The sequence below is a fragment of the Actinobacillus porcinus genome (genome assembly GCF_901764995.1).
GTDB lineage: Bacteria > Pseudomonadota > Gammaproteobacteria > Enterobacterales > Pasteurellaceae > Exercitatus > Exercitatus porcinus.
Window position 1 is genome coordinate 52,422 of sequence record NZ_CABFKI010000011.1, and the last position, 26,851, is coordinate 79,272.

Below are 26,851 nucleotides of genomic sequence, written 5' to 3' on the forward strand. Positions count from 1 at the left end.
CGGTTTTTATTTTTGCTATTTTAAACTAAGCCGGTAGCCCTTGTTTGGCTAGTGCGGCTTTGACACCGGGGTTTTCGCTGACGCGTTGGTAGAAAGGTTCTAGGTGAACGAGTGGGCTGTAGTCTAAGCCGATAAGTTTGCACCAACGGAGTTCTACGTATAAGTAAATATCCGCGACAGAAAGTTGTTCGCCAAAATAAAGGTGTTGGCTTAAATGTTCGTTAGCGATAGTCAACAAGGTAAGAACCTGTTTAGCGGCGGCTTGACGAATGTTATTGGTTAACTCTTCGTTGCCTTTTGCATAATCAGGTAAGTGGAATAATGGCCCAAATGCTTTGTGTAAATCGGCATTGCAGAACGCCAGCCATTTCATGGCTTTAGCTTTGTCTTGGGCGGTTTTGCTTCCAAATAATTTGGCTTCGGGGTTGAGCGTATCCAAATAACTTAAAATGGCGATATTTTGTGATAAGACAAAATCACCATCAATTAATAGTGGCACGGAGCCTTGTGGATTGAGTGCTAAATATTCAGGTTTTTTGATTTCTTCACGGCTTGCTTCGATAGCCACGTAAGGTTTGCCGACCCATTCAAGGGCAATGTGTGGCACCAGTGAGCATGCGCCTTTTAAGTAATAAAGTTTCATGTTATGTCCTTATGCTAAGAGATTTTCCAATTGCCATAGATTTTCGTAAGTTTCACGGCGGCGGACTAAATAGGCTTTGTCGCCATCGACCATAACTTCCGCGGTACGTGGTCGTGAGTTGTAGTTTGAACTCATACTTGCGCCGTATGCGCCTGCGGAACGTTGAACAAGATAATCGCCTGCGGCAATGCTTAATTCGCGTTGTTTGCCTAAGAAGTCAGAGGTTTCGCAGATCGGGCCGACTACGTCATAAATGGCTTTTTCTCGTTCTAAAGTGCGGTCAATTTCAACGATATTCATATGCGCTTCATAAAGTGCCGGGCGGATCATGTCGTTCATCCCTGCATCCACAATGGCAAAATTACGATTTTCGTTGGTTTTGATGTATTCCACTTTGGTTACTAAAATCCCTGAATTCGCAGAGATGGCGCGACCGGGTTCAAGAATAATTTCAAGATCAAACGCTTTTAATTTTTCTAGTAACGCTTTGGTGTAATCCGTTGGATGTGGTGGTGTTTCATCGGTGTAAGTCACCCCTAAACCACCGCCAAGATCTAAATGTTTAAGAACAATCCCATCTTGTTTTAATTGTTCAATGAGCACGATTAAACGATCTGTAGCGTCTAAGAACGGTTGTAGTTCCGTGAGTTGTGAACCGATATGGCAATCCATGCCGGTAATTTTAACGTGTTCTAAGGTGGCGGCAAGACGATAAACTTCGCGAGCTTGTTCAACACTGACCCCAAATTTATTTTCTTTTAATCCCGTGGAAATATAAGGGTGCGTTTTGGCATCCACATCGGGATTGACGCGTAATGAAATTGGTGCGATTTTTCCCATTCTGCCTGCAACTTCATTGATGCGCAGTAACTCGGGTTGGCTTTCTACGTTAAAGCAACGGATGCCCACTTCAAGGGCGCGTTCGATTTCTTTTTCCGTTTTTGCTACGCCGGAAAAGACTACTTTGGATGCATCGCCACCGGCGATAAGTACGCGTTCAAGTTCGCCTTGAGAAACGATATCAAAGCCGGAACCGAGTTTTGCCATGGTTTGTAAAATCGCAATATTTGAGTTTGATTTTACCGCAAAGCAAATTAAATGCGGATGGTCGCCAAAGGCGTTGTCAAAGGCGTGCCAATGACGTTCGAGCGTGGCTTTGGAATAGATATAAAGCGGCGTGCCAAATTCTTGTGCGAGTTGTGCCACAGGTAAATCTTCGGCATAAAGTTGGTTATTTTTGTATTGGAAAAAATCCATAGTTTTATCCTATTGTGGTTGTGTTTGATTCGGTTGTTGTTGGTGTTCTTGTTGTAGTTGTTGGGGTTGATTTTGTGCTGCGTCTTCCGCAGGAAAATAAAGCGGACCTTTGACACCGCAAGCCGTCAGTAGGCTACAAAGTGCGGTTAAAACAAGAAGAGAAATGCGTTTTTTCATTGTGAATTCCTTATGAGCAAATATGACAAAGATTCTACACTATTTTGCGTTAAAGATAAAAAAGAAGAGAGCGGTTGGCTCTCTTCTCGGGTTAAGTCTTTTTATAGGATTTGCCTGAAATTACATGGTTGGCATACTAAATGAAGCATCACCTTCTAATACGGCACGGCTTGGCCAGCGTGTGGTGATGGTTTTCATTTTGGTGTAGAAACGCACAGAATCCGGGCCGTAAGCATTTAGTGTGGTGTAAGCGGAATCTTTCCAACCACCGAAGCAGTGGTAAGCAATTGGCACAGGAACCGGAACATTCACGCCAACCATACCCACTTGAACGCGATGCGTAAATTCACGCGCTGCGCCACCGTCTGCGGTAAAGATTGCCGTACCATTGCCGTATGGGTGATTGTTAATCATTTCCATGGCTTCTTCAAAGCTATGAGCACGCACAATGCCTAGCACCGGACCAAAGATTTCTTCTTGGTAGATCACCATATCTTTAGTGACTTTGTCGAACAAGGTGCCGCCAATGAAGAAACCATTTTCAAAACCGGCCGGTTTTTTACCACGACCATCGACTAATAATTCCGCGCCTTCTTTCACCCCTTGATCAATATAGCCAGTCACTTTGTTTAAGTGATCTTGGGTAATTAATGGGCCGAAATCCATTTCTTTTTCACCTGCTGGCGTCATGCCTGGACCGAAACGAAGAGCTTGAACTTTTGGAATTAAGGCTTCTACCAATTTATCTGCAGTGGCATCATCAATGGTCACCGCTAACGCAAGTGCCATACAGCGTTCGCCTGCCGCGCCATAAGCTGCCCCCAATAAGGCGTTGGCGGTAAATTCAATATCTGCATCAGGCATAATTAAGGCAAAGTTTTTCGCCGCACCTAATGCTTGAACGCGTTTGCCATGGGCTGAACCTACGCTATAAACACTTTTTGCCGCTGGCGTTGAGCCCACAAAACTTGCCGCTTTAACACGTGGATCTTGTAATAAAATTTCATTATCGAGGCGACCGCCATGAACCACATTAAATACGCCGTCCGGCAATCCGGCTTCTTTTAATAATTCCGCTAAACGAACGGATAAACTTGGGTCAGCTTTGGCGGGTTTTAAGATGAAGGTATTACCGCAAGCTAATGCCACAGGGAACATCCACATTGGCACCATAGCCGGGAAGTTAAATGGTGTGATCCCAATGGTGACCCCTAATGGTTGCATGGTGGAATGGACATCAATGCCACGGCCTACTTGTTCTGAGAATTCCCCTTTTTGTAAGTGTGGAATACCGCATGCAAACTCGACCACTTCTAAGCCACGTTGTAGTTCCCCTTGTGCGTCTGAGAAAGTTTTGCCGTGTTCTTCGGTAATTAATGCTGCCAATTCATCCCAATCGCGTTCCAACAGTTCTTTAAATTTAAATAAAATACGCGCGCGGCGAAGTGGCGGTGTGGATGACCACTCAGGAAATGCCGCTTGTGCCACATCAATGGCTTCATTGACTTCTTCAGGGGTACTCATGACCACTTGGCGGATTTGTTGACCTGTTGCTGGGTTGTAAATCGGATGAATTTCAGTGCCTTTGCTTGCAACCTGTTTACCATTAATAAAGTTATAAACTGTTTCCATTCTTAACTCCTTACATAAAATAAATCATCTCATCGGCACAGCAGTTTGCCTTGGTATAGCATAGGCTTATGCTCAAAAAAATCAATTCATTTTTAATGAAAAATAAAATAAATATTTCATTTTGTGATCTATGTCTTATTTTTAAAAAAATGTTATAGCGAATTTTAAGCAAAAGCGTATTATTTCTCTGAGATTTTTCTTTATATAGGAGAAAGGTATGAGCTATTTATTGTCTAAATCAGGCAAGCAAGCCCCTAAAGCCAATGGCGAAGTGCAAAAAATTACGCCGGAAAGTGCTAAATGGGAATATGTTGGTTTTGAAATGTATCATTTAAATGAAGGGCAAGTTCTCGATTTTAATACTGAAAATACCGAAGCTTGTTTTGTGCTGGTATCGGGCTTTGCTACGATTTCAGTGGATGATGCGACCTTTGAAAATCTGGGAAATCGTCATTCACCCTTTGAAAAAATTCCCCCTTATTCCGTTTACGTTCCCCATCATAAAACCGTTAAAATTATGGCAAACAGCTATTTGGAATTAGCGGTTTGTCGTGCGCCAAGTCAAGGCAATTTACCGGTGCGCGTTATTCGTCCTGAAGATGTGGGTGTACTGACTCGCGGTTTCGGCAATAACAAGCGTTTGGTACATAATATCTTGCCTGAAACCGAACCTGCGGATGCGTTGTTGGTGGTGGAAGTGTTCACCGATGAAGGCAATACCAGTTCTTACCCAAGCCATAAGCACGATAATAAACAGAGCGAAACAGAAACCTATTTGGAAGAAACCTATTATCACCGCTTCTCGCCGGCACAAGGTTTTGCCTTGCAAAGAGTTTACACAGACGACCGCACTTTAGATGAATGTATGGCGGTTTATGACGGCGATGTGGTGCAAGTGCCGAAAGGCTATCACCCGGTCGCCACAATGGCAGGCTATGACAACTATTATTTGAATGTGATGGCGGGTCCTGTGCGTCAATGGAAATTTACTTGGGAGCCTGATCATTTTTGGGTCAATTCTCAAGCGTATGCGGATAAATTTGGTGAATAATCAATAAAGCTAAGGGATTGAATCTCTTAGCTTTTTATTTTTATAGGAAAATAAGGTGGCTACCATGAAAAAAGTTAGAATTGGTTTAATTGGAACAGGTTATATCGGTCGTTGCCACGCCATTGCTTATGCACAAGCACCAACGGTTTTCAATTTAGACGGTGAGCTAGAACTGGAATATTTAGCCGAAATTACACCGGAACTTGCCGTGCAAAAAGCCAAAGAATTTGGTTTTAAACGTTCTACAGGGGATTGGCACGATGTGGTGAGCGATCCGAATGTGGATGTGGTGGATATTTGCACCCCGAACTTTTTGCACAAAGAAATCGCTTTAGAAGCTATTCGACATGGCAAAACGGTCTATTCGGAAAAGCCGCTCGCGTTGACCTCTGCGGATGCGAAAATGATGTATGAAGCCGCACAGCAAGCCGGCGTCAAAACTTTAGTGGGCTTTAATTATATCAAAAACCCAACAACTCAATTGGCAAAAGAAATTATTGAACGTGGCGAAATCGGTGAAGTCATTCATTTTTACGGCACACACAATGAAGATTATCTCGCCAGCGCAGACGCGCCGTTAGATTGGCATTGTGTCAAAGCCAAAGCGGGTTTAGGTACCTTGGGCGATTTAGGCGCGCATATTGTGCAAATGGCGCAATATCTTGTGGGGCAAGATATCGTTTCTGTGATCGGCGATATGCAAACAGTGATTAAAGAACGCCGCAATCCACAAAATTTAGCGGAATATCTGCCTGTGGAAAATGAAGATCAAGCCACCGCACTTTTACGCTTTGAAAACGGTTGTATGGGAACCATTGAAACCTCTCGCATTGCCAGCGGACGCAAAATGGGGCTTAGCTATGTGATTACAGGCACCAAAGGCACCATCACCTATACTCAAGAACGCATGGCGGAATTGAAACTCTATATTCACAGCGATGACCCTGCTCGCCAAGGTTTCAAAACCATTTTGACCGGGCCGTTACACCCTGATTATAAAAACTTCTGCGTCAGCGCAGGACACGGCATCGGATTTAACGATCAAAAAACCGTAGAAATTCGCGATTTGGTCAATGGCGTTGCCAATAACCAAACCATGTACCCTGATTTTGAAGAAGGGTTTAAAGTTTCACGCGTCCTTGATGCCATCGCCCTTTCTTGCCATGAAAAACGTTGGGTTGATGTAACGAGCGTGGTTTAGGGGGGATGGGGTATCTGACTAGATCGTTGATAAACCCTGCCCGTGCATAAAGCTGAAATGGCGGTTGGTGAGCTTGTCGAACCATAAGCCATTTCAGCGTTTACTGCACAAGACTTACGTTTCGACAAGCTCAACGACCGTCTTGTGCTAGGTTATGGCGCAAATATGAATTTTACCAGCAGTCCACTTATTAGACCGATGACATACCCTATACGAGCCGTATAGGGTTACTTAATCTGAGCCGCTCTGCGGCTCTTTTCTTCAGCCCCAGCGGGGCTGGGTTTAACGAACCTGGCACGGCTCGTGCTAGGTGTTTTTTCAAAAATGAACTTTGTCAGCAATCTGACTTATTTTTTTCTTTTTCTCCCTTAACTTAAAAATTTTACACAAAAAACACGATCTACTTCACAAAATTGCAACATCATGATTGCAGACGTGATTGCTAAATGATATACATAATTCAGACAATTTGTTTCAAATTGTCATAAAGTTGAAATTTATATTCACAAATGGGTTTGTGCAATATAGCCGTATTTCTCAGTTGGATTAACACTCAGTCTCTTAGGAGTAGCGTTATGAAAAAGACATTATTAGCAATGTTATGCGGTGGTTTATTATTAACTTCACAAGTGGCAATGGCGAAAAATATCGTCATCGGTGCGCCAATGGTTTCCTTTGCCGATAAATGGCAAACCTATTTACAAGATTCTTTGCGTGATTTTGATGCCAAACATGATGATGTTGAAATCAAATTAACTGACGCCAATGCTGACCCGGAAAAACAACTCAGCCAAGTAGAAAACTTTATTCATGAAAAAGTCGATGCCTTATTAGTTGTTCCAACGGATCCGACTATTGTGAAAAAAATTGGACGTTTAGCGAAAAAAGCGAATATTCCTCTTATTGTTGTGAACCGCAAACCAAATGATGAAGATATGAAATTAGTCACAAGTTATGTGGGTTCAGATGAAATTGAAGCAGGACGTATTCAAGCAGATTATGTGATTAATACACTGAATGGTAAAGATGCGGAAGCTCTCGTATTAATGGGTGTATTAGGACAAGATGCAGCAACAAAACGTACTGAAGGCGTAAAAGAGATCTTTGCTCAACACAAAAATACCAAAGTTTCTTCAGAACAAGAAGGTAAATGGGAACGCGACAGGGGTCAAACTATCGCTGAAAACGTGCTTGCAGCCAACAAAAAAATCAATGTTATCGTAAGTAACAACGATGAAATGGCAATCGGTGCATACTTAGCAACGAAAAAACTTGGTCTTAAAGATGAAGATGTGCTTATCGTAGGTGTTGATGCAACCCCTGATGCTCTTGAGTTCTTAGGTAAAGGTTTGGATGCAACCGTGTTCCAATCAGCGCAAGGTCAAGGCTACACAGGTGCCGAAACTGCCTATAAAGCCGCAAAAGGTGAGAAAGTCGAGCATGTAAACTGGGTTCCATTCGAACTTGTTGTTCCTGCAGATAAAGAAAAATATCAAGCGAAATATAAATAATTCACTTAATAAAGGGTAGTGTTTTTAGACTCTGCCCTTTTATCTCCTGTTATGTCGAGGATTATCTTATGCTAAAAAAATTACTACCTACATTACTAGGATTAACTCTCTTAGCTCCAGTTGTATCAGCAAAAGAGCTTGTTATTGGTGTGTCAATGTATAGCTTAGCAGATAAGTACCCAACTTATTTACAAGACGCAATGAAGAAATTTGATGAAGAAATGCAAGACGTCAAATTTAAATATGCAGATGCAAATTCTGATCCAGCCAAAATGTTAAATGATGTTGAAACATTTATCCATTCTAATGTTGACGGTTTACTCGTTATGCCAACAGATCCTGACATTATGAAAGCCATTGGTATAAAAGCGAAAAAAGCGAAAATTCCTCTTGTTGTTGTAACAAGTAAACCTAAAGATGAAGATATGAAATATGTATCAACTTATGTGGGTTCTGAAGAGATTAAAGCTGGTGAAATGCAATCTGATTTCATTATTCAACAATTAAAAGGTCAATCTGCTGAAGCCATTATTTTAATGGGGCCACTAGGTTGGGATGCTCAAATTAAACGAACAGAAGGTAATGAAAAAATACTGGCTAAACATCCCGAAATTAAAGTTGTGAGCAAACAAGAAGCGAAATGGGATCGCGCCAAAGCAATGGATATTACTGAAAATTTATTGGCTGCCCATAAAAATATCAAAGTCATTTTAAGTAACAATGATGAAATGGCGATTGGTGCGTTACTTGCAGCACAAAAGCGCGGTTTAAAAGATGAGGATTTATTAATTGTAGGTATCGATGCGACACCTGATGCGTTGGAGTATTTAGGTAAAGGATTAGATGCAACTATTTATCAATCTGCTTCAGGACAGGGTCGAGCGAGTGCAGAAATGATCTATAAAGCAGCAAAAGGAGAGGATGTTCCTAAATATAAATGGATTCCTTTTGAATTGGTGACACCGGATAAGAAAGATCTCTATATAAGTAAATATAAAGAGTAACAACGATAAAAACTTCTAATCAGAGTTAAGGAGTTCTCAATGACGGATTTAAATCGTTCTCCATACATTCTCGAGATGCGAAATGTGTCTAAAACATTTCCAGGGGTAAAAGCATTAGATGGAATTAATTTAAAAGTTAAACGTGGGAGTGTTCACGCGCTGATGGGGGAAAATGGCGCGGGGAAATCTACTTTAATGAAAGTGCTTTATGGTATTTATATTCCCGATGATGGCGGTGAGTTAATTCTTGATGATCAACCCTTTAAACCAAGCCGTCCGATTGACGCTATTCGCAGTGGTTTAACCATGGTGCCACAAGAGATTTCCCCGGCAGCAAACTTAACCATTGCGGATAATTTTTATCTAGGGCGTGAAATTACACAAGGCGGTTTTTTCCTTAATCAAAAAGAAATGGATCGTAAGGCCGAAGAAATTCTTAAAGATCTTGGCGTGCCAATGGATGTGACAGCGAAGATGTCTGATGTTTCCGTTGCCAAGGCGCAATTAGTTGCCATTGCAACCGCGGTTTCTAATGATGCCAAAGTTATCATTATGGACGAACCAACGACCGCACTAACAGAGCGAGAAGTGGAACAGCTCTATAAAATTATTGAAACTGTTAAAGCTCGCGGCATTGCCATTATCTTTATTTCGCACAAATTAGATGAGGTATTTAAAGTTTCAGATGAGATTACGGTGATTCGTGATGGTCAATATGTTGGTACTAAACCTACCGCGGAAGTGACCAAAGAAGAGCTAATTTCGATGATGGTTGGACGCGATATGTCGGAAATGTTCCAACGAGAACGTTTTGAACTCTCTGATGAAATCGCCCTAGAAATCAAAAATTTCACCCGAGAAGGTAAATATGAAAATGTTAGCTTTAGTGTTCGCAAGGGAGAAATTTTTGGTATCGCAGGCTTAGTGGGAGCCGGACGTTCTGAAATTGTTGAAAGCCTATTCGGTTATAAACCAGCGGATAGTGGTGAAATTTATATTCGTGGTGAAAAAGTAGAAATTCACAATCCACTCGATGCCATGAAATATAAAATTGGTTTTGTAACAGAAGATCGTAAATTGACAGGCCTATTCTTAAATTTAAGTATTACTGACAACATGATTATGCCGGAAATGTCACCTTATTTAGAGAATTTCTTGGTTTCTGTCACTAAATCGCAAAAAACCGCGAATGAGCAAAAAGATAAGCTCAAAATTAAAGCGCCGAATGTGGACGTTATCACGAATAATCTTTCAGGCGGTAATCAACAAAAGGTTTTGTTAGCACGTTGGTTATTGCTTGAGCCGGATATTCTTATTTTGGATGAGCCAACAAAAGGGATTGATGTTGGTGCCAAAGCAGAGCTTTATAAATTGATGGTTGAATTATCAAAACAAGGTAAAACCATCATTATGATTACCTCTGATATGTTGGAATTATTATCAATGAGCGACCGCGTTATGGTGATGCACGAAGGTCATCAAGCCGGCATTATTCCACATCACGAATTAACCCAAGAGCGAGTCTTAGCCCTAGCATCAGGACTTACTCAATAAAATAGGACAATCAAATTGTTTAAATGAGGTATGTATTATGTCACAAGCAACTTTGAAAAAAATTCTCAATGCATATGGAATGGTGTTTATTCTTATTGCTTTGTTTCTAGTATTATCTGCATCGATTGATGGTTTCTTCTCTGCACGTACGGTTTGGAGTATTATCGAACAAGTTTCTATGTTTGGTATCATCGCAATTGGTGTGACTTTCGCGATTATTACCACAGGGATTGACTTATCTTCAGGTTCAATGGTTGCTTTAACATCTGTTGTTGCCGCCTCAATCGTCACCGGCGGCGATGCGGCAAGTTCAGCCATTCTTGCCTTTGCCATTTCTCTCGCACTTGGCGCATTTCTTGGTGCAATTAACGGTGGATTGACCGCACTTGGTGGCATTCCGCCATTTATCGCGACATTAGGGATGATGATTATTGCGCGTGGTGCAGCACAACTTTACTCTAATGGTCGTCCAATCGATGCATCATCAGAAGCCTTTACTTGGATTTCAGATGTCAGCATCTTTGGCTTACCGGGTCTAGTGATGCTTTACATCATTATTGTTATCTGCTCACATATTTTATTAAGCCGTTCAACCTTTGGTCGTCATGTTTATGCCGTGGGTGGTAACCTAAATGCAGCCAAAATTTGCGGTATTAATACAACAAAAACCTTAATTCTTGTTTATACCTTTGCCGGTGCATTATCCGGTCTTGCCGGTGCATTATTAGCTGCACGTACTTACGCAGGTAACCCATCTTACGGTTTAGCTTGGGAGTTAGATGCTATCGCGGCAGCAGTAATTGGTGGTGTATCATTAAGTGGTGGTTTTGGTACGATTCCAATGTGTGTTATCGGCGCGTTAATCATTGGTACCACAAACAAAGGTTTGAATATGCTCGGCGTTGACCCATATTGGCAACAAATTGTAAAAGGCGGCATTATTGTTGTAGCCGTATTGCTTGATACTTTAAAACGCCGTAAAAAAGGCGCGTAGTATATAAAATGTCGGTATGCTGTAGCACTTGCACAAGACGGTCGTTGAGCTTGTCGAAACGTAAGTCTTGTGCATAAAGGCGGTGGTTCGACAAGCTCACCAACCATGGTTCGACAGGCTCACCAACCGCCGTTTCATCTTGTTTAATAATCTTCCATATAACCAAGGCTACGCAAGGCGCGTTCGTCATCTGCCCAGCCTGATTTCACTTTCACCCAAAGCTCTAAGTGAACTTTATTATCAAACAAACGTTCCATATCTTGGCGCGCTTCTGTGCCAATGGTTTTAATTTTTTGTCCGCCTTGCCCAATGACCATTTTTTTCTGACCATCACGCTCAACCAAAATTAAGCCATTAATTTCATACACGCCGCGTTCATTCAATTTAAACTGCTCAATTTCTACCGTCACAGAATAAGGCAACTCTTCGCCCATAAAACGCATTAATTTCTCACGAATAATTTCTGATGCCATAAAACGTTGTGAACGGTCAGTCACATAATCTTCAGGGAAATGATGAATCCCTTTTTTCAATGACTTACGCACAATTTTTTGCAAATTATGTACATTATTACCACGTTGTGCTGAAATCGGCACAATCTCAACAAAATCAAATTTGGCAGTAATCTCATTGATAAAAGGCAATAACTCATCTTTATTTTTGATGTTATCAATTTTGTTAATGGCAAGCACCACAGGGGCTTTGGCTTGACGCAATTTGTTTAACACCATTTCATCATCGTCATTCCAATGGGTTCCGTCCACCACAAAAATAATCAGATCCACATCCCCAATCGCTGAACTTGCCGCACGGTTCATTAAACGGTTAATCGCGCGTTTTTCTTCAATATGCAACCCCGGTGTGTCCACATAAACCGCTTGATAAGGGCCTTCCGTATGAATGCCCACAATGCGGTGGCGTGTCGTTTGCGCTTTACGGGATGTAATGGAAATTTTTTGTCCCAAGATTTTATTGAGCAAGGTGGATTTCCCGACATTAGGACGCCCCACAATCGCAATAAACCCACAATAGGTTTCTTCATTGCCGTCAACGGCTAACATTTCTTCTGTCATTTTATACCCAATTCTGTCAAAATTTGCTCTGCCGCAGCTTGCTCAGCTTTACGGCGACTGGCTGCGACACCAATAAAAATACGATCCATATTTGATACGGTACATTCAACGGTAAAGGTTTGGCAATGGGCTTCCCCTTGAATATCCGTCACATTATAATTCGGCAACGGCAAACGCTTACCTTGCAAATATTCTTGCAAACGGGTTTTCGGATCTTTCTGATTTTCCCCCGGCTGAATATTGGCAAGATAATCCGTATACCAAAAACGCACAATTTCCATCGCCTTAGGCAAACTACTATCTAAGGACATCGCGCCAATAATGGCTTCCACACAGTCCGCTAAAATGGACGCACGGCGAAACCCACCACTTTTCAACTCGCCCGCCCCTAACAGCATATAGTCGCCAAGTTCAAAGACTTTTGCCAGTTCCGCAAGTGTTTGCTCACGTACCAGAGTGGCGCGCATGCGACTTAATTCCCCTTCGTTGCATTGCGGAAATTGTTGAAAAAGTGCTTCTCCAATGGTGAGATTTAAAATCGCATCGCCTAAAAACTCTAAGCGTTCGTTATGAATTTTCGCCGCACTTCGATGGGTTAAGGCTTGTTTTAATAAATCAAGATCGGCAAATTCATAGCCGATCTTACGCTGTAATCTCTCTAAATGATGCATATTACTGAATTTTCGTAAATAAACGTTCGGTACGAATACCCGTAGGCCATTCATTCGGTTTCTTATCTAAACTCAACCAAATAAAGGTCGCTTTACCAACAATATTTTTCTCAGGAACAAAGCCCCAGAAACGGCTATCTTCACTCATATTACGGTTATCGCCCATCATAAAATAATGACCTGCAGGCACAACCCATTCCGTGACATAATATTCTTGTTTCGCGTAGTCTTTATAACGGAACCCTTCCGAAATCGGCTCAGGATACCAATGAATTTTATGGCTCACATCGCCGTTTTCCGTTAACTCCAACATACTTGGGCCATAAATCAACTTACCATTCTGATCTTTGCCCATAATCGCCTTAAATTCATCGTTGGCTTGCGGTTGGCTATAAGTAAAGGTTTTTACCGTGCAATTTTCTTCACAAGGCACGCCATTTTGCCCATAAATTAAGGTCAAAGTGCGGTCGATTTCATTGTACAAAATACGGTCGCCACCAATCCCAATCACGCGCTTAATATAATCCACATTCGGCGCAGGCGGTGCTTTGAAAACCACCACATCACCACGTTGTACTTTGCCTGTTTCAATCAAGGTATTTTGAAACACCGGATCTTTAATGCCATAAGCGTATTTTTCCACCACAATAAAATCGCCTACACGCAAAGTCGGCTCCATAGATTGTGACGGAATTTGGAACGGCTCAAATACAAAAGAACGCAAAATTAACACAAAGCCCAACACAGGGAATAAAGACGCAATAAAGCTCTCGCCTTCGCCAATAGGCGCAACCTGCGCTTTTTCTTCTTCCGTTAAGGTTTTACCGCTGCGCTGTTCCAAACGCGCAATTTGACGCTTTTGACGCGGAATTGCCGAAAAACGATGGTAACACCACAACAGCCCCGAAAGTGCGGTCAATAAAATTAACAAAATGGAAAACGTATTGGGTAATTGCAAATAATCCAACACTTTCCAAAGTCCAAAGCCCACCACTAATAAAATGGGAAGAAAAAGTTTAGACATAACTATCCTTAAATTAATCTTTACCTACGTGTAAAATGGCTAAAAACGCTTCTTGCGGCACTTCAACGTTACCCAATTGTTTCATACGTTTTTTACCTTCTTTCTGTTTCTGCAACAGTTTTTTCTTACGGCTCACGTCACCACCATAACATTTCGCCAACACGTTTTTACGCAATTGTTTCACGGTTGAACGCGCAATCACTTGGTTACCGATTGCCGCTTGAATCGCAATATCAAATTGCTGACGTGGAATCAATTCTTTCATTTTTTCCACAAGTTCACGTCCACGATACGCCGAATTATCACGATGAACGATCAACGCCAAGGCATCCACACGATCACCGTTAATCATAATATCCACACGCACCATATTTGCCGCTTGGAAACGTTTAAAACCGTAATCCAAAGACGCGTAACCGCGCGAAGTGGATTTCAAACGGTCGAAGAAATCCAACACCACTTCACCCATCGGAATTTCATAGGTCAATGCAATTTGGTTACCGTGATACACCATATTGGTTTGTACACCGCGTTTCTCCACGCAAAGTGTAATCACATTCCCCAAATATTCCTGTGGCACCAACATATTACATTCCGCAATCGGCTCGCGAATTTCTTGAATATTATTCAACGGCGGTAATTTAGACGGACTATCCACATAGACAATTTCACCATTTGTGAGTTCCACTTCATACACTACCGTTGGTGCGGTGGTGATCAAATCCAAATCATATTCACGCTCTAAACGCTCCTGAATAATTTCCATATGCAACAAACCAAGGAAACCACAACGGAAACCAAAGCCCAAAGCACTGGATGTTTCAGGTTCATAGAACAAAGACGCATCGTTTAAACTTAATTTCCCTAAGGCATCGCGGAAAGCGTCATAATCATCGGAACTCACAGGGAACAAACCCGCATAAACCTGCGGTTTTACTTTCTTAAACCCAGGCAACACTTCAGTGGCGCTATTGTGCTGATGAGTCAACGTATCGCCCACCGGCGCACCTAAAATATCCTTAATCGCACAAACCACCCAGCCTACTTCGCCGGTTTTCAGCTCAGTCGTATCCACTTGCTTCGGCGTAAAAATACCAAGACGATCCACATTATAGGCTTGCCCTGTGGACATCACCTTAATTTTATCGCCTTTCTTAATTACCCCGTTTTTCACCCGAACCAGTGACACCACACCCAAATAGTTATCGAACCAAGAGTCAATAATTAAGGCTTGCAATGGCGCATCAGGATCGCCCTGTGGCGCAGGAATTTTATGCACAATTTCTTCTAGCACATCTTCAATGCCCACCCCGGTTTTGGCGGAACAACGAACGGCATCAATCGCATCAATGCCCACAATATCTTCAATTTCTTCCGCAACGCGCTCAGGATCTGCCGCAGGCAAGTCAATTTTGTTCAAAATCGGCACCACTTCCAAATCCATCTCAATGGCGGTATAACAGTTCGCCAAGGTTTGCGCTTCCACCCCTTGCCCCGCATCCACCACCAACAACGCGCCTTCACAAGCCGCCAATGAACGGGAAACTTCATAAGAAAAGTCCACGTGTCCGGGGGTGTCGATAAAGTTCAACTGATAGGTTTCGCCGTCTTTGGCTTTATAGTTCAAGGTGACGCTTTGCGCTTTAATAGTAATACCGCGCTCACGCTCAAGATCCATCGAATCCAAAACCTGCGCTTCCATCTCACGATCAGACAAACCGCCACAAGTTTGAATTAAACGATCCGAAAGGGTAGATTTACCGTGGTCAATATGAGCAATAATGGAAAAGTTACGAATGTTTTTCATCATAAAGTTAAAATCAAAATAATAAGAAATGGATTGTAAAAAGTTTAATCAAAGAATTGTACCTGAAAGGCGTAAGAACTTCTAGGGGCAGAGTATTTTTTGACGTATTTGCGTCAAGGAAATAGACGACTATTTGTTGTACGGGAGAAATATTTTCGCCCTGAAAACAAACGTAAAAGAAAACTAAGCAAAAGTTGGCGCAGGAATAACGGAAAAAACGGCTTTTTGGGATGCTAACCACAAATCATAGTCTGCTTGTTGGTGTAACCAGCTTTCAGGGCTAGGGCTATTTTCACCTAACCAAGCATGTAAACGCAAAGCCATTTCAGCCGTAATGGCTGATTTACCATTAAGCAACCGAGAAAGCGTCACTCTATTGACACCAAGCTGTTTTGCGGCTTCCGTTACGGTTAAACCAAGTTCCGGTAATATATCTTCTCGAAGAATTTCCGCTGGATGCGGTGGGTTGAACATCTGCATATTTTACTCCTAATGGTATCTACGTAGTTGATGCCGTGGGTTGACACCCACGGTTATGCATGGTGCCGCCCCGCAGGGGCGGGGTTGTAGGGGCAAAATATTTTTTGCCCGATGTTCAGGGAGCGGTATTATGTGGCAGTTGCACAAAGCTGAAATGGCGGTTGGTGAGCTTGTCGAACCATAAGACATTTCAGCGTTTACTGCCCAAGACTTACGTTTCGACAGGCTCAACGACCGTCTTGTGCAACGGCTACATAATATCGGAAAAAACACCAATAAAAAATACCCCAAGGCAAACCTCAGGGTATCGTCAATTTAACAGACTTTCAGAATTATAGAGATTCAGTGAAAGTACGAGTGATAACATCGCGTTGTTGTTCCGGTGTTAATGAGTTGAAACGTACTGCATAACCGGAAACACGGATAGTTAATTGTGGGTATTTGTCTGGGTTGTTAACCGCATCTTCTAAGGTTTCACGGCGTAAAACGTTAACGTTTAAGTGTTGACCACCTTCAACTTTAACAGTTGGTTTAACATCAATTGGTAACTCACGATATTCGAATTGACCTAATTCGCTTACTGCAACAACTTGGTCTTCTGTGAAATCTTTTTTCGCAGCTAAACAACGTGCTTCACCTTTTTCTGCGTCTAATAACCAGAAAGAGTTTAATAAGCTATCATTTGCAGCTTGAGTAATTTGGATACCTTTAATCATTTTTTGCCTCCATATGGCTGTTGGGAATTTAAATTAAATTTCAAAAGTTGTTGCAAATTTTATCAAAAAATTTGAATAGATCAACTGCTTTTTGATTTTAATCAATTTTAAATATTAATACATTTAATAGGTAAATTGACCCAAGTCAAATTCAATGTGTGAAGAATACCTATTTTTTATGTGGCTATCAAGATCTGTTTGATAAAAAACTACCGAAATTCACCGCACTTCTTTATAATCAAGCTCAAAAACGCAAAGGAAACCCCGATGAAAACTTGGAAAGACGTGATTGGCGCAGAAAAAACACAGCCTTATTTTCAGCAAATTTTAGCGCAAGTTAAACAAGCGCGTCAAAGCGGACGCGTCATTTACCCACCACAAGAAGAAGTATTTAACGCCTTTAAACTCACGGAATTTGAACAAGTAAAAGTGGTGATTCTCGGTCAAGATCCTTACCACGGGCCTAACCAAGCGCACGGGCTTGCCTTTTCCGTTAAACCTACGGTAAAAATACCACCATCGTTGCTCAATATGTATAAAGAATTACAAAACGAATACCCCGATTTTCACATCCCCAACCACGGCTATTTATTACCTTGGGCAGAACAAGGCGTATTCCTATTAAACACTGTACTCACTGTTGAGCAAGGACAAGCCCATTCCCACGCAAACTGGGGTTGGGAAACCTTTACCGACCGCGTGATCGTTGCCTTAAACGAACATCGCGATAATCTCGTTTTTCTACTATGGGGTAGCCACGCCCAGAAAAAAGGACAATTTATCGACCGCACTCGTCATCGTGTACTAACCAGCGTTCACCCATCGCCTTTATCTGCCCATCGCGGATTTTTAGGCTGCGGACATTTCAAACAAGCCAACGACTATTTACAATCTCACCAGTTAACCCCAATTAACTGGCAACTCAAGGACATTTAATTGCCATGTTAGCCATTATCTCCCCAGCCAAAACCCTAGATTATGACAGCGACATCCCAAAACTGGCATATACACAACCGCACTTAACAGACTACAGCGAACAGCTCATCCAAATTTGCCGCCAATTCACCCCGGACGAATTGGCATCCCTAATGTCAATTAGTGACAAACTCGCAGGATTAAATGTCGCGCGTTATGCTCAATGGCAAAAAGCCCATAACGAACAAAACGCCCGCGCCGCCATTTACGCCTTCAAAGGCGAAGTGTATGCAGGTTTAGATGCTTATAGCTTAACGCCCGAAGATATCAAATTTGCCCAAACGCATCTCGCCATGCTGTCAGGATTATACGGCTTGCTCAAACCGCTCGATCTTATGCAACCTTACCGCCTAGAAATGGGGACGGCCTTACGCAACCCAAAGGGCAAAGATCTCTACACATTTTGGGGGGACATCATCACCCAATCTCTACAACAAGCCATTGATGCCCAAGGCGACAATGTCTTAATCAACCTAGCGTCTGAAGAATATTACAAATCCGTTAAAGCACAAAAACTCAACGCACGGATCATCAAACCCATATTCCTAGACAACAAAAACGGCAAATACAAAGTGATTAGCGTCTACGCCAAAAAAGCACGAGGTTTAATGTGCCGCTACCTTATCCAAAACCGCCTAACCCAACCAGAACAACTTAAAGCCTTCGATTTAGAGGGATATTGGTTTGATGAAATTAATTCAACCGAAACGGAATGGGTGTTTAAACGAGATTAACAAACTGTACGGGCGAAATATTTTTCACCCCAAAAAATAACCACCGAGAACTCAATATGAAAAAAACAACCTTATTAATGACCGCACTTTTAACCGGCTGCACCCTGACCAACGCGCCGACCGACAACGCAAAACCCGAAAAAAACACCCAACTCAACGCACCGAAAAACATCCAACATAACGGCAAAAATTACCAATTAACCGTTGACAGCGATCTCGGCACCATCGCCCGATTTGTCTATCTCGAAGGCAAAGACACCCTAGAAAATTGGAACAGCGAAATCGAATTACTCCACGACCGCAACCAAGAACAACGCACGCTCACTGAACGCCAAGCGTTGCGCGAAAAAATCTACCACAACACAGGGGTAAAACATTTCGACCTACAACAAAAAAACAACGCCCTATACAGCTTCGTCATCTACCCACCCACACCCACCCAAGCGAATTGGCAAGTTAACGTAGCGCGTGGCGAAAACGTCCAAAACTGCGGATTTGTCCAATATCAATACATTCTCAAAGTACCAAAAACCCACAAGTTAATGAATATGGGAAGAATTAAACTTATTGGCTATTTGAAAAAATATGCCATTGACAAAGAAATGGCACGATTGGAAAAATTATCTTGTCAGTGGAAATGTACTCCAGCAACAACGCAAACCACAAGAAATTAAATTTATATAAATAAAGCGTGGTTAAAATTAGAAGGAATCTAATTAATAAGTATTATATGTGTATTTTTGCTTAATTAAATTGATTTTTATTAGAAAAAATATAAACTAAATTTGTTTTGACCGCGCTTTTAAGCGCGTTTATTGACAGAGAAACAGCTTCTAGACTTTTATTTTTTACAGGAAACAAATATGACAATGCTTTATGATCGTTCACTTGAGCGAGAAAACTGTGGGTTTGGCTTGATTGCCAATATTGACGGCGTGCAGAGCCATAAAGTGGTGCGTAACGCGATTTTAGGTTTATCACGCATGCAGCATCGCGGTGCGATTCTGGCGGATGGCAAAACAGGGGATGGCTGTGGTTTGTCGTTGCAAATGCCGGAAAGTTTTTTCCGCGCCATTGCGGCAGAAAACCGGTTTTCTTTGGCGAAGAATTTTGGGGTGGGGCAAATTTTCTTGCCGCGTGATGAAAAATTAGCTCAAGAATATATCGCCATTATCAACGAAGAAATTACCAACGAAACCTTAGGAATTGCCGCATGGCGTGATGTACCGATTAATCCGAATGTCTTAGGTGCTATCGCGCTGGCGGATATGCCGACCATTAAACAAATTTTTATTAATGCGCCAAGCGGCTGGCGAGTACAAGATTTACAACGCCGTTTATTTGTGGCGCGCCGCCGTATCGAAAAACGTATCGAACATCCCGACTTCTACATTTGTAGCTTCTCTAATCAAACCATTATTTACAAAGGCTTATGTATGCCAAAAGATTTGCCTAAATTCTATTTGGATTTAGCGGATTTGCGTATGCAATCAGCCATTTGTTTGTTCCACCAACGTTTTTCTACCAACACTCAACCCCGCTGGAAATTAGCGCAACCTTTCCGTTATTTGGCGCACAACGGCGAAATCAACACCATTTCAGGTAACCGCGCTTGGGCGCGTGCGCGTGCGTATAAATATCGCACCCCGTTAATCCCGGATTTACAAACTGCCGCGCCTTTTGTGAATGAAACAGGTTCGGATTCCAGCTCGCTTGATAATATGCTGGAATTATTTGTGTGCGGTGGGATGGACTTATTCCGCGCTATGCGTTTGCTTGTTCCACCGGCATGGCAACATAACCCTGATATGAGCGATGATTTACGCGCTTTCTATGATTTTAACTCGATGCATATGGAACCTTGGGACGGCCCTGCCGGTATCGTGTTATCAGACGGTCGTTATGCTGCTTGTAACCTTGACCGTAATGGCTTGCGCCCGGCGCGTTATGTGATTACCCAAGATCGTTTAATTACCATTGCCTCTGAAGTGGGCATTTGGGATTATGCGCCCGATGAAGTGGTGGAAAAAGGACGTGTCGGGCCGGGACAATTATTAGTCATTGATACCAAACACGGTCGTTTGGTTCATTCCGATGAAATTGATGCGGAAGTGCAAGCCCGTCATCCTTACCGTAGCTGGTTGGATAAAAACGTAAAACGTTTAACGCCTTTTGAAGCCATTCCTGATACGGAGATTGGCGCAGCAACCATGGATGAAGAAACCCTTCAGGTTTATCAAAAACAATTTTTGTATGACCGTGAAGAATTGGAAAATGTGTTGCGTGTATTAGGGGAAAACGGTCAAGAGCCGGTGGGATCCATGGGGGACGACACGCCATTTGCGGTGTTGAGCCAGCGTCCACGTGTGTTATTTGATTATTTCCGCCAATATTTTGCCCAAGTCACCAATCCGCCTATCGACCCATTGCGTGAAGCCCATGTGATGTCTTTAGCCACCAGCATTGGGCGCGAAATGAGCGTATTCTTTGAAGCGGAAGGGATGTCAAATCGTGTGAATTTCAAATCGCCGATTTTGGTGTATTCCGATATGCAACAGATTTTGGCGTTGCCAAGCGAACATTATCAGCATCAAGTGTTAGACGCCACCTACAATCCGGCAGAATGTAACCTTAAACAAGCCATTGAGCAACTCTGTGAACAAGCGAAAAGTGCGGTGAGAAATGGCTCTGTTTTATTGATTATTTCCGACCGCAAAATTACTCAAGATCGTCAGCCGATTCCGACTGCATTGGCAGTGGGCGCATTGCAAAATCAATTGGTCAGCGCCAATTTACGTTGTGATACCAATATTTTGGTGGAAACCGCCGAAGCACGCAATCCGCACCATTTCGCGGTCTTATTAGGTTTAGGGGCAACGGCGATTTATCCTTATCTTGCCTACGAAACCTTGGCGCATATGGTGAACAGCGGTGCCATTAAAAAATCCTTACGTGATGTAATGGCGAATTTCCGTTATGGCATTAACAAAGGCTTATACAAAATTATGTCCAAAATGGGGATTTCTTGCATTTCATCTTACCGTTGCGCGCGTTTGTTTGAGTTAGTGGGAATGAACAGCGAAGTGACCGCACTTTGCTTCCCGGGAATTACCAGCCGCATAGAAGGGGCTTCATTTGACGATTTACAAGCGCAACTCACCGCAACACGCCAACGTGCATGGCGCAGAAGCCGAGAATTGGAAATGGGCGGTTTCTTGAAATTTAAACCACAAGGCGAATATCACGCGTACAATCCTGAAGTGGTGAATAGCTTACAAGCGGCAGTAAACTCAGGGGATTATGAAAAATATAAAGTGTATCGTGATACGGTGAATAACCGCCCTGTGACCACCATTCGCGACTTGCTCAAAGTGAATACGGAAAAGGCACAAGCCATTGATATTGACCAAGTGGAGCCCGCAGAAAATCTCTATAAACGTTTTGACGGCGCGGCAATGTCCATTGGAGCATTAAGTCCGGAAGCCCATGAATCCTTAGCGGCGGCGATGAACCGCTTGGGCGGCTATTCTAACTCGGGCGAAGGCGGCGAAGATCCCGCACGTTATGGCACCGAAAAAGTCTCTAAAATCAAACAAGTGGCATCGGGTCGTTTTGGTGTGACGCCGGCTTATTTAATGAGTGCCGAAGTGATCCAAATCAAAGTGGCGCAAGGGGCAAAACCGGGGGAAGGCGGTCAATTACCGGGGGATAAAGTCACCCCTTACATTGCACAATTGCGTTATGCCGTACCGGGTTCAACCTTAATTTCGCCACCGCCGCACCACGATATTTATTCTATCGAAGACTTGGCGCAGTTGATTTTCGACTTAAAACAAATTAACCCGAAAGCGTTGATTTCGGTGAAATTGGTGTCCTTACCCGGTGTGGGAACCATTGCAACAGGCGTGGCAAAAGCCTATGCGGATTTAATTACCATTGCCGGCTATGACGGCGGCACAGGCGCAAGCCCATTAACCAGCGTGAAATATGCCGGTTCGCCTTGGGAATTAGGGCTTGCGGAAGCGCAACAAGCCTTGGTGGAAAATAATCTTCGTCATAAAGTGCGCCTACAAGTAGACGGTGGTTTAAAAACCGGCTTAGACATTGTGAAAGCCGCGATTTTAGGCGCAGAAAGTTTTGGTTTCGGGACAGGCCCAATGGTGGCGTTAGGTTGTCGTTATTTACGTATTTGTCATTTAAATAACTGCGCAACCGGCGTGGCAACCCAAGATGAGACCTTGCGTAAAGATCATTTCCACGGCAACGTTGAAAAAGCCATGAATTATTTCAAATTCATTGCGCAAGATGTACGTGAAATTTTGGCGCAATTGGGCGTAGAAAAATTAACGGACATTATCGGGCGCACGGATTTATTGGAAATTATCGAAGGACAAACCGGCAAACAACGGGGCTTGGATTTAAGCAAATTGCTTTATTCCCCTGTGGTGCCTGAAGGTTCTGCGCGCTATTGCACCCAAACCAACCCACCTTTTGATAAAGGCTTGTTAAATAAAGCCATTATGGCGCAAGCGGAAGACGCGTTAGAAAGCGGTTTAAGTGCAGAAATGGAATTGGATATTAGCAATCTTGATCGTTCTGTGGGGGCAACCTTATCGGGCGTGATCGCAAAACGCTTTGGCAACCGTGGCGCGCCGTTGCAAGAATTCAATATCAACTTAACCGGAACGGCAGGGCAAAGTTTTGGTGTGTGGTTAGCCGGTGGCGTGAACTTAACCTTAACTGGCGATGCCAACGACTATGTGGGGAAAGGTATGGCGGGCGGTCGCATTGTGATCAAACCGCATACCGGCGTGGCGTTTAAAGCAGAAGACGCCACCATTGCAGGAAATACCTGTTTATACGGCGCAACAGGGGGCGAATTATTTGCTTCAGGTCGAGCGGGCGAACGTTTTGCGGTGCGTAACTCCGGCGCATTGGCGATTGTGGAAGGGATCGGCGACAACGGCTGTGAATATATGACAGGCGGTGTCGTTACCGTGTTAGGCAAAACAGGGATTAACTTCGGCGCAGGGATGACCGGCGGCTTTGCCTATGTGTTAGATGTGGACGGCGGCTTCCGCGGGCGCATTAATCCTGAATTGGTGGAAGCCTTGAATGTGGCGGATTTACCGACTCATCAAGAGCATTTACGCGGACTGATCGCGCGTCATGTGGAATTGACCCACAGCGCAATCGGCGAACGAATTCTTGCTCACTGGGAAGAATACGCACCGCGCTTTGTGTTGGTGAAACCGAAAGCCAATGATGTGGATGCCTTATTGGGACATAAACGCCGCACCGTGACAGAATTGCGCGAAGTAATTCAATAACAGAAAGGTGTGATGCATTTGGAAAAAATGCGTAGGGGCAAATCACATTTGCCCCAGTCATCATATTGAAAATAAAGAAAAACACACCGCACTTTATCGGTTAGCGTTATAAAGCGCGGTGAAAATTGAGTGATTTTAAACGTTATTATTGAAGGAATACAAAATGGGTCGTGGAAACGTCTATCAATTTATCGATTTACAGCGAGTAGATCCGCCAAAAATCCCGTTAAATATTCGTAAAACCGAATTTGTTGAAATTTATAACCTGTTTACTGATGAACAAGCCAAAGCGCAAGCAGACCGTTGTTTAGAATGTGGTAACCCTTATTGCCAAAACCGTTGTCCGTTGCACAATAATATTCCAAACTGGTTGCGTTTAGCCAATGAAGGACGCATTGTGGAGGCTGCTGAATTGGCGCATACCACAAACAGCTTGCCGGAAGTGTGCGGACGCGTTTGCCCACAGGATCGTTTATGCGAAGGATCTTGTACGCTGAATGCGGAATTTGGTGCAGTCACCATTGGTAACGTAGAAAAATATATTACGGAAAAAGCCTTTGAATTAGGCTGGCGACCACAAGTCAAAGGGCTAAAAACCGGCAAAAAAGTGGCGATTGTGGGCACAGGACCAGCAGGCTTAGGCTGTGCGGATGTGTTAATCCGCAACGGCGTGGAAGTCACCGTTTATGAACGCCAGCAAGAAATTGGCGGCTTGCTCACTTTCGGTATTCCCGCGTTCAAATTAGAAAAATCCGTCATGAGCCGCCGCCGCGAAATCTTTGCGGAAATGGGGGTAGAGTTCAAATTAGGCGTGGAAATCGGCAAAGATCTCACCCTTGATGGTTTGGTGTCACAATATGATGCGGTATTTTTAGCAGTAGGCACATACCAAGGGATGAAAGCCCATATTCCAAATGAAGACGCACAGGGTGTGTATTCCGCCTTGCCTTTCTTAATTGGCAACACACAGCATTTATTAGGACTTAACGCTCCTGATTTTGTGTCAATGGAGGGCAAAAAAGTGGTGGTGTTAGGCGGTGGCGATACCGCCATGGACTGCGTGCGCACCTCTATTCGCCAAGGTGCGGCGGAAGTGATTTGTGTTTACCGCCGCGATGCCGCCAATATGCCCGGTTCGAAAAAAGAATATACCAACGCCAAAGAAGAAGGTGTGTTATTCCAATTTAACGCGCAACCGGTGGCGGTGGAAAAAGACGGTAAAGGCAATGTGATTGGCTTAAAAATAGTGAAAACGCGCTTGGGTGATGCGGATAGTCAAGGACGCCGTCAAGCGGAAGTGATTGAAGGGAGCGAAGAAACCTTAGCTTGCGATGCGATTATTGTCGCTTTCGGTTTCGCACCTCATGCTATGCCTTGGTTGCAATCTGTTGGCGTTAATGTGGACAGCCGCGGACGGATTCAAGCCAGCGGTGAACTTAAACAACAAACCGCGAACCCGAAAATCTTCGCCGGCGGCGATATTACCCGTGGCTCAGATTTAGTGGTGACAGCCATTGCTGAAGGGCGAGATGCCGCACAAAGTATTTTGGAATATTTAGCTATTTAGTTTGTGTTTAATCTGCATAAATAAAAGCGCGGTCAAAATTTGCATAAAAATGACCGCGCTTTTTGTTGGTAATAAATGCTTACTTAATTTTATCTTCAACATGGTAAAAGTTGCTCATTAACTCGTCAGCATTTTCAGCTTAACGAAACCCTAGTCGAGATATTATTAGCCAGTGGTTGCGAGCATTCGATAAACAAGGTATAAACGGTTTATTACCTAAATGATGTAAATGGATAATAGCAATGAATTTAAAGAATATTTTCGCTCACATTCAACAACGCTATGGCGTTGAGCCTGAATATCCGTGGGCAAAATTTCCTGATTATGCGGTGTTTCGCCATTGTCATCATCGCAAATGGTTTGCGGTGTTGATGAATATTGAGGCAAATAAAATCGGCTTAAATGCAATAGAAAAAATTTGGGTATTGAACGTCAAAGCCAAGCCCGAAGAAATCGGTTCTCTACGAATGATCAAAGGCGTTTATCCTGCTTATCATATGAATAAAGAGCATTGGTTGAGCTTAAATTTAGCGGAAATTGATGACACCTTGCTTTATGAGCTGCTTGATGAAAGTTTTAGTTTAACGTTTAAGAAGTAAAAGAGCGGTGGGGTTTTTGAGAAATTTTGCGAATTGCAAAAAAATCAGGAAATCCCACCGCTTTTTATTTTTGTGATCTTGATCGAAAAAATCACCGCTTGTTGTTTTCTTAATTGTGGTTTTCTTTTATGTTTACGTCAAAATTAAGTTATTGCAAAAAATGCAACCACTCAAAATAATTGATTAAATTTTAACTACTAAGAATTTCTTACAAGTTCAAATTCAACTACCGAGCTTTTCTCGGCAGTTGGCAAATACAGAGAATGATTAGTTTTATAGGCTCAATGATGCAAAACCAAATTCAACTTTATACGTCCGCAGACGGCAAAATTTCCTTACAGGTTTCATTGGATAATGAAACGGTGTGGCTTAGTTTAGATCAAATGGCAACGCTATTTGATCGGGATAAATCCGTAATTTCTCGTCATATTCGCAACCTATTTAATGAAGGTGAATTAGAACGAAATTTAACCGTTGCAAAAAATGCAACAGTTCAAATGGAAGGGGAAAGGGAGGTTCGACGTGAAATAGATTACTACAATCTCGATGTCATTATTTCTGTCGGTTACCGTGTAAAATCAATGCGTGGTGCTGATGAATCCCCTAATGATTTTGGTAAAAATCATTAAGTTAAGGTGGATACACATCTTGTCATATGATCAAATGGTTTCGCGAAAAATCAATAATCAGACAACAAGATGTGCGAACTCGATATTTTACACGACTCTCTTTACCAATTCTGCCCCGAATTACACTTAAAACGACTCAACAGCTTAACGTTGGCTTGCCACGCCTTACTTGACTGTAAAACTCTCACTCTTACCGAACTTGGCCGTAACCTGCCAACCAAA

General features: G+C 42.9%; 21 protein-coding genes and 3 pseudogenes. 14 read left to right on the plus strand and 10 right to left on the minus strand.

Annotated features, from left to right (window positions below):
• Window positions 1-25: 25 nt before the first annotated feature.
• The 4 genes and pseudogenes from E7T07_RS08600 to E7T07_RS08615 form a co-directional block, all read right to left on the minus strand.
• On the minus strand, window positions 26-643 hold the full coding sequence (locus E7T07_RS08600) for a glutathione S-transferase family protein (protein WP_135710742.1): 618 nt from the start codon (window positions 641-643) through the stop codon (window positions 26-28).
• Window positions 644-652: 9 nt separating this feature from the next.
• A complete protein-coding gene (gene lysA / locus E7T07_RS08605; RefSeq protein WP_135710743.1) occupies window positions 653-1,900 on the minus strand; it encodes a diaminopimelate decarboxylase in 1,248 nt (415 codons plus the stop codon).
• A gap of 72 nt (window positions 1,901-1,972) precedes the next feature.
• Window positions 1,973-2,077: pseudogene (gene lptM / locus E7T07_RS11120) on the minus strand (LPS translocon maturation chaperone LptM); the annotation flags it as partial.
• 120 nt (window positions 2,078-2,197) lie between these two features.
• Window positions 2,198-3,709: a CoA-acylating methylmalonate-semialdehyde dehydrogenase gene (locus E7T07_RS08615; protein WP_135710745.1), complete on the minus strand. Its 1,512-nt coding sequence runs from the start codon at window positions 3,707-3,709 to the stop codon at window positions 2,198-2,200.
• Between the two features lie 217 nt (window positions 3,710-3,926).
• Between E7T07_RS08615 and iolB the strand changes: the two genes are divergently transcribed.
• The 6 genes from iolB (at window position 3,927) to E7T07_RS08645 (ending at window position 11,024) form a co-directional block, all read left to right on the plus strand.
• Window positions 3,927-4,760 (plus strand): 5-deoxy-glucuronate isomerase, encoded by an 834-nt coding sequence (gene iolB, locus E7T07_RS08620; RefSeq protein ID WP_135710746.1) that lies wholly within the window; start codon window positions 3,927-3,929, stop codon window positions 4,758-4,760.
• Window positions 4,761-4,824: 64 nt separating this feature from the next.
• Entirely contained in the window at window positions 4,825-5,961 is a 1,137-nt protein-coding gene (locus E7T07_RS08625; RefSeq protein WP_135710747.1) for a Gfo/Idh/MocA family protein, read from the plus strand.
• 575 nt (window positions 5,962-6,536) lie between these two features.
• Window positions 6,537-7,472, plus strand: a complete 936-nt coding sequence (locus tag E7T07_RS08630; RefSeq protein ID WP_135710748.1) for a substrate-binding domain-containing protein — start codon at window positions 6,537-6,539, stop codon at window positions 7,470-7,472.
• A gap of 68 nt (window positions 7,473-7,540) precedes the next feature.
• Window positions 7,541-8,476 (plus strand): sugar ABC transporter substrate-binding protein, encoded by a 936-nt coding sequence (locus tag E7T07_RS08635; protein WP_135710749.1) that lies wholly within the window; start codon window positions 7,541-7,543, stop codon window positions 8,474-8,476.
• A gap of 39 nt (window positions 8,477-8,515) precedes the next feature.
• On the plus strand, window positions 8,516-10,030 hold the full coding sequence (locus E7T07_RS08640) for a sugar ABC transporter ATP-binding protein (RefSeq protein ID WP_135710750.1): 1,515 nt from the start codon (window positions 8,516-8,518) through the stop codon (window positions 10,028-10,030).
• Between the two features lie 37 nt (window positions 10,031-10,067).
• Window positions 10,068-11,024, plus strand: a complete 957-nt coding sequence (locus tag E7T07_RS08645) for an ABC transporter permease (RefSeq protein WP_135710751.1) — start codon at window positions 10,068-10,070, stop codon at window positions 11,022-11,024.
• 143 nt (window positions 11,025-11,167) lie between these two features.
• Here E7T07_RS08645 and era read toward each other — a convergent pair whose 3' ends face one another.
• From era to grcA, 6 genes are all read right to left on the minus strand, one after another.
• Window positions 11,168-12,085 (minus strand): GTPase Era, encoded by a 918-nt coding sequence (era, locus tag E7T07_RS08650; RefSeq protein WP_135710761.1) that lies wholly within the window; start codon window positions 12,083-12,085, stop codon window positions 11,168-11,170.
• Window positions 12,086-12,093: 8 nt separating this feature from the next.
• Window positions 12,094-12,768, minus strand: coding sequence for a ribonuclease III (gene rnc, locus E7T07_RS08655; protein WP_135710762.1), 675 nt, complete (start codon window positions 12,766-12,768; stop codon window positions 12,094-12,096).
• Window position 12,769: 1 nt separating this feature from the next.
• On the minus strand, window positions 12,770-13,792 hold the full coding sequence (gene lepB / locus E7T07_RS08660; RefSeq protein ID WP_135710752.1) for a signal peptidase I: 1,023 nt from the start codon (window positions 13,790-13,792) through the stop codon (window positions 12,770-12,772).
• A gap of 13 nt (window positions 13,793-13,805) precedes the next feature.
• Entirely contained in the window at window positions 13,806-15,599 is a 1,794-nt protein-coding gene (lepA, locus tag E7T07_RS08665) for a translation elongation factor 4 (protein ID WP_135710763.1), read from the minus strand.
• A 183-nt stretch (window positions 15,600-15,782) separates the two neighbouring features.
• Window positions 15,783-16,079 carry a HigA family addiction module antitoxin gene (locus tag E7T07_RS08670; protein WP_135710753.1) on the minus strand — a complete coding sequence of 99 codons (297 nt, stop codon included), beginning with the start codon at window positions 16,077-16,079 and terminating at the stop codon, window positions 15,783-15,785.
• Between the two features lie 332 nt (window positions 16,080-16,411).
• The gene (gene grcA / locus E7T07_RS08675) at window positions 16,412-16,795 is read right to left on the minus strand and encodes an autonomous glycyl radical cofactor GrcA (protein WP_115636529.1); all 384 of its coding nucleotides are present in this window, start codon (window positions 16,793-16,795) and stop codon (window positions 16,412-16,414) included.
• 267 nt (window positions 16,796-17,062) lie between these two features.
• On the opposite strand from grcA, the gene ung reads away from it, so the two are divergent.
• The 8 genes and pseudogenes from ung to E7T07_RS08720 form a co-directional block, all read left to right on the plus strand.
• Window positions 17,063-17,731 (plus strand): uracil-DNA glycosylase, encoded by a 669-nt coding sequence (ung, locus tag E7T07_RS08680; RefSeq protein ID WP_135710754.1) that lies wholly within the window; start codon window positions 17,063-17,065, stop codon window positions 17,729-17,731.
• A gap of 5 nt (window positions 17,732-17,736) precedes the next feature.
• Window positions 17,737-18,504, plus strand: coding sequence for a peroxide stress protein YaaA (gene yaaA, locus E7T07_RS08685; RefSeq protein ID WP_135710755.1), 768 nt, complete (start codon window positions 17,737-17,739; stop codon window positions 18,502-18,504).
• 56 nt (window positions 18,505-18,560) lie between these two features.
• Window positions 18,561-19,178, plus strand: a complete 618-nt coding sequence (locus E7T07_RS08690) for an HI_0983 family protein (protein ID WP_135710756.1) — start codon at window positions 18,561-18,563, stop codon at window positions 19,176-19,178.
• A 189-nt stretch (window positions 19,179-19,367) separates the two neighbouring features.
• Entirely contained in the window at window positions 19,368-23,834 is a 4,467-nt protein-coding gene (gene gltB, locus E7T07_RS08695) for a glutamate synthase large subunit (protein ID WP_246046202.1), read from the plus strand.
• A gap of 163 nt (window positions 23,835-23,997) precedes the next feature.
• Window positions 23,998-25,401, plus strand: a complete 1,404-nt coding sequence (locus tag E7T07_RS08700) for a glutamate synthase small subunit GltD family protein (RefSeq protein WP_135710757.1) — start codon at window positions 23,998-24,000, stop codon at window positions 25,399-25,401.
• A gap of 242 nt (window positions 25,402-25,643) precedes the next feature.
• Window positions 25,644-26,000 carry an MmcQ/YjbR family DNA-binding protein gene (locus E7T07_RS08705; protein ID WP_135710758.1) on the plus strand — a complete coding sequence of 119 codons (357 nt, stop codon included), beginning with the start codon at window positions 25,644-25,646 and terminating at the stop codon, window positions 25,998-26,000.
• 287 nt (window positions 26,001-26,287) lie between these two features.
• Window positions 26,288-26,590: pseudogene (rhuM, locus tag E7T07_RS08710) on the plus strand (RhuM family protein); the annotation flags it as partial.
• Between the two features lie 108 nt (window positions 26,591-26,698).
• Window positions 26,699-26,851 (plus strand): annotated as a pseudogene (locus tag E7T07_RS08720) (IS4 family transposase); the annotation flags it as partial.

What these genes read in the sequence shown, in the direction of transcription:
- E7T07_RS08690 (WP_135710756.1), top strand. Translation starts at nt 18,561, where the DNA reads ATGAAAAAAACAACCTTATTAATGACCGCACTTTTAACCGGCTGCACC.
- E7T07_RS08635 (WP_135710749.1), top strand. Translation starts at nt 7,541, where the DNA reads ATGCTAAAAAAATTACTACCTACATTACTAGGATTAACTCTCTTAGCT.
- yaaA (WP_135710755.1), top strand. Translation starts at nt 17,737, where the DNA reads ATGTTAGCCATTATCTCCCCAGCCAAAACCCTAGATTATGACAGCGAC.
- E7T07_RS08625 (WP_135710747.1), top strand. Translation starts at nt 4,825, where the DNA reads ATGAAAAAAGTTAGAATTGGTTTAATTGGAACAGGTTATATCGGTCGT.
- lepA (WP_135710763.1), bottom strand. Translation starts at nt 15,599, where the DNA reads ATGAAAAACATTCGTAACTTTTCCATTATTGCTCATATTGACCACGGT.
- E7T07_RS08615 (WP_135710745.1), bottom strand. Translation starts at nt 3,709, where the DNA reads ATGGAAACAGTTTATAACTTTATTAATGGTAAACAGGTTGCAAGCAAA.
- lysA (WP_135710743.1), bottom strand. Translation starts at nt 1,900, where the DNA reads ATGGATTTTTTCCAATACAAAAATAACCAACTTTATGCCGAAGATTTA.
- E7T07_RS08645 (WP_135710751.1), top strand. Translation starts at nt 10,068, where the DNA reads ATGTCACAAGCAACTTTGAAAAAAATTCTCAATGCATATGGAATGGTG.
- grcA (WP_115636529.1), bottom strand. Translation starts at nt 16,795, where the DNA reads ATGATTAAAGGTATCCAAATTACTCAAGCTGCAAATGATAGCTTATTA.
- ung (WP_135710754.1), top strand. Translation starts at nt 17,063, where the DNA reads ATGAAAACTTGGAAAGACGTGATTGGCGCAGAAAAAACACAGCCTTAT.
- E7T07_RS08640 (WP_135710750.1), top strand. Translation starts at nt 8,516, where the DNA reads ATGACGGATTTAAATCGTTCTCCATACATTCTCGAGATGCGAAATGTG.
- era (WP_135710761.1), bottom strand. Translation starts at nt 12,085, where the DNA reads ATGTTAGCCGTTGACGGCAATGAAGAAACCTATTGTGGGTTTATTGCG.
- E7T07_RS08705 (WP_135710758.1), top strand. Translation starts at nt 25,644, where the DNA reads ATGAATTTAAAGAATATTTTCGCTCACATTCAACAACGCTATGGCGTT.
- iolB (WP_135710746.1), top strand. Translation starts at nt 3,927, where the DNA reads ATGAGCTATTTATTGTCTAAATCAGGCAAGCAAGCCCCTAAAGCCAAT.
- rnc (WP_135710762.1), bottom strand. Translation starts at nt 12,768, where the DNA reads ATGCATCATTTAGAGAGATTACAGCGTAAGATCGGCTATGAATTTGCC.
- gltB (WP_246046202.1), top strand. Translation starts at nt 19,368, where the DNA reads ATGACAATGCTTTATGATCGTTCACTTGAGCGAGAAAACTGTGGGTTT.
- E7T07_RS08630 (WP_135710748.1), top strand. Translation starts at nt 6,537, where the DNA reads ATGAAAAAGACATTATTAGCAATGTTATGCGGTGGTTTATTATTAACT.
- E7T07_RS08700 (WP_135710757.1), top strand. Translation starts at nt 23,998, where the DNA reads ATGGGTCGTGGAAACGTCTATCAATTTATCGATTTACAGCGAGTAGAT.
- lepB (WP_135710752.1), bottom strand. Translation starts at nt 13,792, where the DNA reads ATGTCTAAACTTTTTCTTCCCATTTTATTAGTGGTGGGCTTTGGACTT.
- E7T07_RS08600 (WP_135710742.1), bottom strand. Translation starts at nt 643, where the DNA reads ATGAAACTTTATTACTTAAAAGGCGCATGCTCACTGGTGCCACACATT.
- E7T07_RS08670 (WP_135710753.1), bottom strand. Translation starts at nt 16,079, where the DNA reads ATGCAGATGTTCAACCCACCGCATCCAGCGGAAATTCTTCGAGAAGAT.